This window comes from Asticcacaulis sp. (genome assembly GCF_020217185.1).
GTDB lineage: Bacteria > Pseudomonadota > Alphaproteobacteria > Caulobacterales > Caulobacteraceae > Asticcacaulis.
Genome location: NZ_JAIWNX010000287.1, coordinates 1 through 10000, shown reverse-complemented (window position 1 = coordinate 10000; position 10000 = coordinate 1). Strand labels below are relative to the sequence as shown.

The window sequence follows — 10000 nt, the reverse complement described above, 5'->3', positions numbered from 1 at the left end:
TGCCAGCGCGATCGTGGACATGGCCAGAATCTCGTTCCACGAGGTGGCTTCGGTCACGTCGATCGACATTTTGAGCGCCAGCGCCACGGGATACTTTTCCACCGACGACAGGTAGATCAGCGGCTGAAGGAAGTCGTTCATCGACCACATGAACTGAAACAGCGCGACCGAAATAATGGCCGGCAGGATGACCGGACAGACGATCAGGGTCAGGACCTGAAACGAATTGCAGCCGTCCATCACCGCCGCCTCTTCCATATCGAGCGGCAGGGAGCGCATGAACTGGATGATCATGAAGACGAAGAAGCCTTCGGTCGCAAAGGCCTGCGGCGCATATAGCGGCAGGTAGGTATCGAGCCAGCCGAATTCGCGGAACATCAGATATTGCGGGATCAGCAGGACCGACTTCGGCAGCAGCACCGTGGCCATCAGCAGCGCAAACAGCCACTTGCGGCCGGGGATGGCAAAGCGTGCAAAGCCATAGGCGACGATGACCGACGAAATGACCGTGACAATCACCTTCGGCACCACGATCTTCATAGTGTTAAGAAGGTAGGTCGCGAACGTGTATTCGGTCGAGGTCTTCCAGCCGTTGATGAAACCGTCCGTGGTCGGATTTTTGGGAATGAAGCCCACGGAAGAAAAGATTTCAGCGTTGTTTTTGAACGCTCCGCCGATCATCCACAACAGCGGATAGATCATCAGAAAGCCCACGAGAATCAGCAGGCCATAACGCACGAAGGCATTGATCACCGGCAGATGTTTGCGCCAGCCGTGATCAGCCGGGTTGAGCGAAGACGCCATATCAGTGTCCTCCCTTATCGTCGCGGTCCTGCGCATAAAACACCCAGTGTTTCTGCGACCAGAAGGCCACCGCAGTGAAGACGGCGATGATGATAAACAGCACCCAGGACAGGGCCGAGGAATAGCCCAGATTGAAGTATTTGAATGCCTCTTCGTAGATCATCAGCGGCAGCAGATAGCTCGATTTGAGCGGTCCGCCGGCGGTGATGATGTAGGGGCCGTTGAACTCCTGAAACGCCTGCACGATCTGCATGATGAAGTTGAAAAACAGCACCGGCGTCAAGAGCGGCAGGGTGATCATGAAGAACTGTTTGAGGCGCGACGCCCCATCGAGATCGGCGGCCTCATAGAGGTCTTCGGGGATGGCCTTCAGACCGGCCAGAAACACCACCATGGCCGAGCCGAACTGCCACAGGCGCAAAAGCACGATAGAGAACATGGCGGTGGTGGGCTCCCCCAGCCAGTTGACACCGCCGATACCGATACCGGCCAGCGCCTGATTGAGCAGGCCGTCACCGGCAAAGACGAAGCGCCAGACCACCGCGATGGCGACGCTGCCGCCCAGAATCGAGGGCAGATAGAAGGCCGTGCGGAAAAGGCCGATGCCTTTCAGCTTGAAATTCAGAACCACGGCGATGAACAGGGCAAAGGCCAGTTTCAGCGGCACGGTGATAAAGACGTAGGCAAAGGTGACGCCCAGCGACTGCCGGAAGGTCGAGTCCGCCGCCATCTCCGTATAGTTGGACAGGCCGACGAAATTGGCCGCCCCCAACTGATCCTGAAGCCGCGCATCGGTGAGGCTGAGCACAAAGGAGGCGACGAACGGAAAGGCCGTGAACAGCAGAAAGCCGATCACGAACGGGGTAATATAAAGGCTGCCGATCCACTTGTTGCTATACATGGACGGACTCGTCTGTCTTATCAGCAAAGTCGGGCGAAACCCCGATGGCCTGACCGTCCTCAGCAAACAGATGCGCGCGGTTGAGGTCGATTTTCAGGCGCACTTCCTGATGGTTATAAAGCGCCGCCTCACCGTCGAGCTTCATGATCAGCGGCTCGCCTTCACTGTCTTTCAGCGTTACATAGGCGAAGGTTTCGCCGCCCAGACGCTCGATCAGGATGACGTAGCCGCTGAGGTGCGCCTCTTCGTCTGTCGCGGCCAGATGCAGGTTTTCCGGGCGTACGCCAAAGGTCACATTGGCCCCTGCCGCGACCTGTGCGCCGACGCGCGGCACAGACAGGATGGTCTGCGGCAGGTCGAGCCCGACGGCGTCTGACGACACCTCGCGCACGCGGGCCTTGATGGTATTCATGCGCGGCGACCCGATAAAGCCCGCGACGAACAGGTTGGCTGGCTTGCGGTACAGATCAAGCGGCGAGCCCACCTGTTCGATACGCCCGGCGTTCAGCACCACGATCTTGTCGGCCAGGGTCATGGCCTCGACCTGATCGTGCGTCACATAGACCGAGGTGGCATTGAGCTTGGTATGCAGCCGCGCGATTTCGACACGCATTTGCCCGCGCAGCGCCGCATCGAGATTGGACAGCGGTTCGTCAAACAAAAAGACATCGGGCTGACGCACAATGGCGCGACCAATGGCGACGCGCTGACGCTGCCCGCCGGACAGGGCCTTGGGGCGGCGCTTCAGAAGATGCGTCAGTTGCAGCGTTTCCGCCGCCGCATTGACCTTGTGCTCGATCTCGGCCTTGGGCAGACCCTGAATCTTCAGGGCAAAGGCGATATTGTCGAACACCGTCATGTGCGGATAGAGGGCGTAGGACTGAAACACCATGGCCACGCCGCGCTTCGACGGGTGGGCGTAGGTGACATCGCGGCCTGCGATATCAATCTGGCCTGAGGTCGGCGTTTCAAGGCCCGCAATCAGGCGCAGCAGGGTCGATTTCCCGCAGCCCGACGGCCCGACAAAGACCACCAGCTCGCCCTTTTTAACCTCCAGCGAGACGCCCTTGATGACCTCATGGCCATTAAAGGTCTTGCGCACATCCGTAAGTCTGACACTGTCAACCGACACGTTTCCCCACTTTTGATCTGATTATTCTTGATTGGCTTCATGTGTAGGGGAAACCGGTGTCATTTTCAACGGTGATTATGCACACAGGCAAAAATTCCGGCTATGATAAGGGGCTGTCTCAGGATAGGTAGCGCACAGCGACGTGCAAACGGTTTTCGGACCCTTGCGCCGCTTCGCGGCTTGCTGTCCCTCGCTTAGCCCGCTATTGAAGCATCCACGCGCACATTCACGCAAAAACACGCAGGAAGACTTTTATGAAAATCGCTCTGATCAACGAAAACAGCCAGGCCGCCAAGAACGGCATCATTTTCGACGCCCTGAAGACGGTCGCTGAGCCGCTGGGCCACACGGTTTTCAACTACGGTATGTACAGCGCTGATGATTCGGCCTCGCTGACCTACGTGATGAACGGCCTGCTGGCCGGTATCCTGCTGAACTCGAAGGCGGCCGATTTCGTCGTCACCGGCTGCGGCACCGGCATGGGCGCCATGCTGGCCTGTAATGCGATGCCGGGCGTGTTCTGCGGTCTGGTCATCGACCCGACCGACGCCTTCCTGTTCGGTCAGATCAATGACGGCAATGCCATCTCCATGCCCTATGCCAAGGGCTTTGGCTGGGCCGCCGAACTGAACCTGCAGGACGTCTATCGCAAGCTGTTCGACGGTGAACGCGGCCTCGGCTATCCGAAGGAACGCGCGCAGATCATGGCCAAGAACCGCGGCATCCTGAAGGACCTCAAGGCCGCCTCGTGCAAGGACATGCTGACGGTTCTGAAGACCGTCGATCAGGACCTTTTGAAGGCCGCCGTCGCCGGTGAGAAGTTCTCGGAATACTTCTTCGCCAACGCGCAGGACGAAGAGATCAAGGCCTATATCAAGGGCATTGTGGGCTAACACCCAGCCTCGACGGCATACAAAAAACCCCTTCCGTTTCGCCCGGAAGGGGTTTTTTCTTTTGGGGCTTGTAGCGGAACGATCTGAGGCGCAAACAGCATCTCGTGACAGCGCCTCCCCTGATTTCAGGGGAGGCGGATTTTGGAGCGAAGCGAGAAAAGACGGTGGGGTTAATTTCGCAGCTTTAACCCCTCCCGGCGCTACGCGCCACCCTCCCCTGAAATCAGGGGAGGCGCTTTGCAGGAACAGTGTTTCCCTCTCAGATTGCTCCGCTTTAAAATCCAAACTTCACGGCATATAAAAAAACCCCTTCCGTTTGCACGGAAGGGGTTTTTCTTTGATCGGATTAGAGCGCTTAGCGCGCCAGCCAGCCGCCATCCACCGGGATGATCGCGCCGTTGACATAGTCCGACGCCGGCGCGGCGAGGAAAACGGCCGCCCCACCGAGGTCGGACGGCTCACCCCAGCGACCCGCCGGAATGCGGTCGAGGATGGCCTTGTTGCGATCGGCATCGGCGCGCAGTTGCGCGGTGTTGTCGGTCGCCATATAGCCCGGCGCGATGGCGTTCACGGTAATACCCTTGCCAGCCCATTCGTTGGCCAGAAGACGGGTAATACCGGCAATACCGGACTTCGACGCGGTATAGGACGGGACGCGGATACCGCCCTGGAAGGAGAGCATCGAGGCGATATTGATGATCTTGCCATAGCCCTGAGCGATGAAGTGACGACCCACGGCCTGCGCCATGAAGAAGGCGCCCTTGATGTTGACGTTCATCACGTCGTCCCAGTCTTTTTCCGAGAAGTCCACGGCGTCGGCGCGACGGATCAGACCGGCATTGTTAACGAGGATGTGCAGGCCGCCCAGTTCGTCGATCGCGGTCTTCACCACGCGCTCGATGGGCTCCAGCGTGCCGAGATTGGCGTCGATATTGACGAACTTGCGGCCCAGCGCCTTGACCTTCTCGCCGGTTTCATCGGCAGGCACGATGCCCACGGCGGCGATGTCTGCACCGGCTTCGGCCAGGGCCAGCGCAATGCCCTGCCCCAGACCCGTATTGGCGCCGGTGACGAGCGCGACCTTACCGGTCAGATCAAATGGATGGCTCATGAAATATCTCCCTTTTTCAATCCTTCCCCCTACTCAGCAAGAGCGGAGGAGCACGAGGCAGAGCCTCGCCAAACTAAGACGCCAAAAAATCTCGACGGGCCGCCCCTAGAGATTTTTTGACCGTTCTGAAACCACCTCTCGATGCACCAGCATCGGGAGGTGAGACTAGAGCGTTTTCGCTCAAGTGGATACCGGTTGAGCGTTAAAAAACGCGACAAAACAAAAACTTAGAGCGACATTTCGATTCAGAATGAACGAAATGCGCTCTAAGCGAGCTGACAGATGTCCAGCACCTTCATGTCGGTATAGTCGAGGTTTTCGCCGCCCATGGCCCAGATGAAGGCGTAGTTCGAGGTGCCCGCGCCCATATGGATCGACCACGGCGGTGAGACGACGGCTTCGTTGTTCTGGATGACGATATGGCGCGCGGCGTCCGGCTGCCCCATGAAGTGGAAGACGCGGTCGTTTTCACCGAGGTTGAAGTAGAAATAGACCTCCGAGCGGCGGTCGTGCAGGTGCGGCGGCATGGTATTCCACACCGAGCCGGGGGCCAGAATGGTCAGGCCCAGCAGCAACTGGCACGATTTGGCCGTGGTCGGCACGATATACTGATAGATGACGCGCTGGTTCGATTGCTCCAGCGAACCACGCTCCAGCGGCACGGCCTGATCTATCGAAATCTTGACCGTCTCATAGCGCGCATGGGCGGGCGTTGAGGTCAGGTAATAGAGCGCCGGATTGGCCGCATCGTTCGACGCGAAGACCACATCCTTTGTGCCCATCGGGATGTACAGGCCATCCTTTTGACTGAGATCATAGGCGACGCCATCGACGGTCACCACCCCAGCACCACCGCCGACATTGATCACGCCCAGTTCGCGGCGCTCAAGGAACGGGTGACCGGCGGCCGAAGCCGGTTCGGTCTGATCGGGCAGGCGCACGCTCTGCGACACCGGGGCGACGCCACCGACCACAAAGCGTTCGAAATGGGTGTAGTTGAGGACCACCGAGTCCGGGGCAAACAGGCCCTGCATCAGGTATTTGTCACGCAGATCATCCGTATCCGCATAGGCCATCATGTCCGGATGGGTGGCGTGATAAATCTTGGCGTACAAAGACGTCTGGCACATGGCAGCAGCTCCGGTTTTTTATAATCAGCCCCGGGCGCGACGGCGCGGCGCTTTCCATCCCTGCGCGACGAAATCCCGGTTTACGGGATGCTTCGCCACATAATGAGACTTCCTATAGCGACAAATGAAAAGGAAGGAAACCGGTTTCCTTCCTTTTCTGTCAACGATTTTATTGCAGGTTGACGAAGGCCCCGCCATCGACCAGAAGCGACGCCCCTGTCACATATCCGGCCAGTTCTTCGCAGGCGAGGAAGATGACCGGCCCGGCAAGATCTTCGGGTTGCCCCAGACGGCCCAGCGGAATGCGGCCTTCCATGTAGCTGCGCTTGGCCTCATCAGCCAGGTCATCCTTGTTAATGTCGGTCAGGATGGTGCCGGGCAAAACGGCGTTGCAGCGGATGCCATGCTTACCCAGCGCAATGGCGGTCGATTGCATCAGCGACAGCACACCGGCCTTGGTCGGCGTGTAGTGCGTCTGGAACTCACCGCCGACCAGTGCCGAGATGGAGGAGACGGCGACGATGGACCCGGCGAAGCCGTTGGCCTTCTTGCCCTGCTTGACCATCTGGTTGGCGGCGGCCTGACACATATAATATGCGCCGTTCAGGTTCACCTTGATGGTGCGGTCCACCACATCGACCGGCATGTCGAGGAAGCCGTGGAAGGGGCAGATGCCGGCATTGTTGACGAAGGTATCGACGCGGCCATAGGCCTCCACCGCGGCCGCCACAAAGGCCGTCGCCGAAGCCGGGTCAGCGACGTCGCCACGCAGCGCAAAGGCTTCGCCCCCGAAACCGCGGATTTCCTTCACCGCTGATTCGGCGGCGGCTTCATCCCCCGCATAGTTGATACCCACCTTCGCGCCCTGACGCGCCGCCCCGATGGCAATAGCGCGACCAATGCCTTTTGAGCCGCCGGTGACCAGCAATACCTTGTCCTTGAGCAACATCTTTTGTCTCTTCTCTCTGACCGGAAGCGCGAAACGCCCCCCGTTTCCTTCCATCTATTGGTGTATTGCCTGCTGCGACAGGCGAATAAATTTGGGCCCCAATCGGTAGCCGCCACCACTGCCGTCGCGCGGGGCCACGCTGAGATAGCCCTGCTCGACAAGGGTCGAGGCCAGACGATAGGCGGTGGAACGCGCAAGGCCCGCGGTTTCGGCGATTTCGCTTAAACTGCCCCGCCCCGACGCCACCGCCTCGACGATCATCAACCCACGGACAAGGGTCTGGCTACCGCCAGGTTTGTCGCGCTTGGGTTCGGTGGTCGGCGGATTTGCGTTCATGCCCGGTTTCGACGTTTCTGCGTTCACGCTTGACGTTTTTTGCTTGATAAGCCTTGGCTTAATTTCATATATTGGAATAAATAGATTGGCAATCGCATTTATGCTCATTATTGAGCAATTTCACCACAAACCGATCATTTCCGGTCCTCCCGGAACCGCATTCGACACGCAGGGTTAAAAAGGCTTCTATTATGGGTTACCCCAAGATCAAGCAGGTGCGCGCATACGTCATTAAAGGTGGCGAGGGCGGCGGCGGCGCCGATTACCACGATCAGGGCGAAGGCCACTGGATCGACAATCACATTGCGACCTCCATGGGGCGCTATCCGGAATATCGCCAAAGCCGCAAGAGCTTCGGCATCAATGTGCTGGGCACGCTGGTCGTTGAAATCGAAGCCGATGACGGCACGGTCGGTTTTGCGGTGACGACCGGCGGCGAGCCCGCCTGCTATATGGTCGAAAAGCACTTTGCCCGCTTCCTCGAAGGCCGCAACCCGTTCGAATATGAGCGCATCTGGGATCAGATGTATTTCGGCTCGCAATACTATGGCCGCAAGGGGATTGTCGTAAATGCGATTTCCGGCGTCGATCTGGCCCTGTGGGACCTGATGGGCAAGCTGCGTCAGGAGCCGGTCTATCATATGCTGGGCGGCGCGGTGCGCGACGAACTGCAATTCTATGCGACCGGCGCGCGCCCGGACCTCGCCAAGGAGATGGGCTTTATCGGCGGCAAGCTGCCGCTCTATCACGGCCCCATCGAAGGCGACGAAGGCCTGAAGAAGAATGTCGAGCTGATCGCCGATATGCGTTCGCGCGTCGGTGAAGACTTCTGGCTGATGTACGATTGCTGGATGGCGCTCGACGTCAACTACGCCACCAAGCTGGCGCACAAGTGCCACGAGTACGGTCTGAAGTGGATCGAAGAAGCCATCAATCCGGACGACTACTGGGGCTATCAGCAACTGAAGAAGAACGTCCCGGCCGGGATGCTGGTCACCACGGGTGAGCACGAATCGACGCGCTGGGGCTTCAAGATGCTGCTGGAAATGGGCTGCTGCGACATTATCCAGCCGGATGTGGGCTGGTGCGGTGGCGTCACCGAGCTTCTGAAGATCTCGGCCCTGGCTGACGCGCACGGCGCGCTGGTCGTGCCACACGGATCGTCCGTGTACAGCTATCACTTCGTCATTACGCGTCACAACTCGCCGTTTGCCGAGTTCCTGATGATGGCGCCGAAGGCCGATCACGTGGCGCCGATGTTCCATCCGCAACTGCTCAATGAGCCGATCCCGGAAAAGGGCCGCCTGAAGGTCACCGCACTTGATAAGCCGGGCTTCGGGGTGGACCTGAACCCCGAAGTGAAGCTCTATCGCCCCTACGAACATTGATGAAACTCACCCCTGAAGGCCTTGCCTTCAGGGGTGGTCCATATCGTCAGATCAAAGCTAGAGACGGCTCGTCGCTTTGATCTGGCTTTATTTTTGAGGAAAGCCTTATGAAACTCGTGCGTTTTGGCCCCAAGGGTCAGGAAAAGCCCGGCGTGATCGACGCTGACGGCAAACTGCGTGATCTGTCGTCGGTCGTGGCCGACATCACCCCCGAAGAGGTGCGCCTGTCGAAGCTGGCCGGCCTCAAGGCCACCGACGTCTCGGCCCTGCCCGTCGTCGAAGGCGACGTGCGTTATGGCGTGCCGGTCAACAAGATCGGCAAGATCATCGCGGTGGGCCTCAACTATGCCGACCACGCCGCCGAATCGAACCTGCCCGTGCCGCCGGAACCCATCTTCTTCACCAAGGCCGTGACCTCGCTCACCGGCCCCAATGACGAGGTGATGAAGCCGCGCGATGCGACCAAGATGGACTGGGAAGTCGAACTGGGCCTGATCATCGGCAAGACCTGCCGCTATGTCGAGGAAGCCGACGCACTCAGCCACGTCGCGGGCTATGTGCTGGTCAACGACATTTCCGAGCGCGCCTTCCAGAAGGAGCGCGGCACGCAGTGGGTCAAGGGCAAGGGCTGCGACACCTTCTGCCCCACCGGCCCGTGGCTGGTGACGCCGGAAGAAATCGGCGACGTGCACAATCTCGACATGTTCCTCAACGTCAATGGCGAGCGTATGCAGACCGGCAATACGAAGACCCTGATCTTCAACGTCGCCCACTGCATCAGCTACATTTCGCGCTTCATCACCCTGCAACCGGGCGATCTGGTCATCACCGGCACGCCGCCGGGCGTCGGCGAAGGCAAGAAGCCCAACCCGATCTACCTCAATGCGGGCGACACCATGCACCTCGGCATCACCGGCCTCGGCGAACAGCGCCAGACCGTTGTGCCCTTCTCGCTCGACCATCAGGAGATCATCGGCTAATGACCTACGCTGGACGTTTCGATAATCGCTGCGCCGTCATCACCGGTGCCGCCGGGGGCCTGGGTAAGGCCGCCGCTCAACGCATCATCTCTGAGGGCGGCAAGGTCGTCCTGTGGGACCTGAACGCCGAACTGCTGGAAACCACCGCCACGGAAATCGGCGCGGCTGGCTTTGTGGCGCTCGATGTCTCCAAGCTGGAGGAAGTCTCTGCGGCCGCCAAAAAGTCCGCGGAAATCCTGGGCAAGATCGACATTCTGGTCGCTTCGGCGGGCATCACGGGCGCGACCGTGCCGGTTTGGGAATTCCCGGTCGAGTCGTGGCTGAAGGTCATGGACATCAATCTCAACGGCCTGTTCTACTGCAACCGTGAGATCAT

The 10000-nt window shown here is 59.2% G+C and carries 11 protein-coding genes; 4 read left to right on the top strand and 7 right to left on the bottom strand.

Features of this window, described 5'->3' with window-relative positions:
- From LDL37_RS14770 to ugpC, 3 genes are all read right to left on the bottom strand, one after another.
- On the bottom strand, positions 1 to 804 hold an 804-nt coding region (locus tag LDL37_RS14770), incomplete at its 3' end, for a carbohydrate ABC transporter permease (RefSeq protein ID WP_290799579.1).
- A 1-nt stretch (position 805) separates the two neighbouring features.
- On the bottom strand, positions 806 to 1705 hold the full coding sequence (locus LDL37_RS14765; RefSeq protein ID WP_126422517.1) for a sugar ABC transporter permease: 900 nt from the start codon (positions 1703 to 1705) through the stop codon (positions 806 to 808).
- Positions 1698 to 2837: a sn-glycerol-3-phosphate ABC transporter ATP-binding protein UgpC gene (ugpC, locus tag LDL37_RS14760; protein WP_290799578.1), complete on the bottom strand. Its 1140-nt coding sequence runs from the start codon at positions 2835 to 2837 to the stop codon at positions 1698 to 1700. The genes LDL37_RS14765 and ugpC overlap by 8 nt, the downstream gene beginning before the upstream one ends.
- A gap of 254 nt (positions 2838 to 3091) precedes the next feature.
- Here ugpC and LDL37_RS14755 point away from each other — a divergent pair, with 254 nt between their 5' ends.
- Complete coding sequence (locus tag LDL37_RS14755) at positions 3092 to 3730, top strand: RpiB/LacA/LacB family sugar-phosphate isomerase (protein ID WP_126422513.1); 639 nt, start codon at positions 3092 to 3094, stop codon at positions 3728 to 3730.
- A 355-nt stretch (positions 3731 to 4085) separates the two neighbouring features.
- On the opposite strand, the gene kduD is transcribed toward LDL37_RS14755, so the two are convergent.
- The 4 genes from kduD to LDL37_RS14735 form a co-directional block, all read right to left on the bottom strand.
- Positions 4086 to 4841, bottom strand: coding sequence for a 2-dehydro-3-deoxy-D-gluconate 5-dehydrogenase KduD (kduD, locus tag LDL37_RS14750; RefSeq protein WP_290799577.1), 756 nt, complete (start codon positions 4839 to 4841; stop codon positions 4086 to 4088).
- 266 nt (positions 4842 to 5107) lie between these two features.
- Complete coding sequence (gene kduI, locus LDL37_RS14745) at positions 5108 to 5956, bottom strand: 5-dehydro-4-deoxy-D-glucuronate isomerase (RefSeq protein ID WP_290799580.1); 849 nt, start codon at positions 5954 to 5956, stop codon at positions 5108 to 5110.
- A 184-nt stretch (positions 5957 to 6140) separates the two neighbouring features.
- Positions 6141 to 6920 carry an SDR family NAD(P)-dependent oxidoreductase gene (locus LDL37_RS14740; protein ID WP_290799576.1) on the bottom strand — a complete coding sequence of 260 codons (780 nt, stop codon included), beginning with the start codon at positions 6918 to 6920 and terminating at the stop codon, positions 6141 to 6143.
- 54 nt (positions 6921 to 6974) lie between these two features.
- Complete coding sequence (locus LDL37_RS14735; protein WP_290799575.1) at positions 6975 to 7256, bottom strand: helix-turn-helix domain-containing protein; 282 nt, start codon at positions 7254 to 7256, stop codon at positions 6975 to 6977.
- A 191-nt stretch (positions 7257 to 7447) separates the two neighbouring features.
- Between LDL37_RS14735 and rhmD the strand changes: the two genes are divergently transcribed.
- The 3 genes from rhmD to LDL37_RS14720 all read left to right on the top strand — a co-directional run.
- Positions 7448 to 8644 (top strand): L-rhamnonate dehydratase, encoded by a 1197-nt coding sequence (gene rhmD / locus LDL37_RS14730; RefSeq protein ID WP_126422503.1) that lies wholly within the window; start codon positions 7448 to 7450, stop codon positions 8642 to 8644.
- Positions 8645 to 8751: 107 nt separating this feature from the next.
- A complete protein-coding gene (locus LDL37_RS14725; protein WP_290799574.1) occupies positions 8752 to 9624 on the top strand; it encodes a fumarylacetoacetate hydrolase family protein in 873 nt (290 codons plus the stop codon).
- Positions 9624 to 10000: SDR family NAD(P)-dependent oxidoreductase (locus LDL37_RS14720; protein WP_290799573.1), on the top strand; the 377-nt coding region annotated here is incomplete at its 3' end. The genes LDL37_RS14725 and LDL37_RS14720, both read left to right, overlap by 1 nt.

Excerpts from the sequence above, each read along its gene's own strand:
- LDL37_RS14740 (WP_290799576.1), bottom strand. The coding sequence starts at position 6,920 with ATGTTGCTCAAGGACAAGGTATTGCTGGTCACCGGCGGCTCAAAAGGC.
- LDL37_RS14735 (WP_290799575.1), bottom strand. The coding sequence starts at position 7,256 with ATGAACGCAAATCCGCCGACCACCGAACCCAAGCGCGACAAACCTGGC.
- LDL37_RS14765 (WP_126422517.1), bottom strand. The coding sequence starts at position 1,705 with ATGTATAGCAACAAGTGGATCGGCAGCCTTTATATTACCCCGTTCGTG.
- kduD (WP_290799577.1), bottom strand. The coding sequence starts at position 4,841 with ATGAGCCATCCATTTGATCTGACCGGTAAGGTCGCGCTCGTCACCGGC.
- LDL37_RS14725 (WP_290799574.1), top strand. The coding sequence starts at position 8,752 with ATGAAACTCGTGCGTTTTGGCCCCAAGGGTCAGGAAAAGCCCGGCGTG.
- rhmD (WP_126422503.1), top strand. The coding sequence starts at position 7,448 with ATGGGTTACCCCAAGATCAAGCAGGTGCGCGCATACGTCATTAAAGGT.
- LDL37_RS14755 (WP_126422513.1), top strand. The coding sequence starts at position 3,092 with ATGAAAATCGCTCTGATCAACGAAAACAGCCAGGCCGCCAAGAACGGC.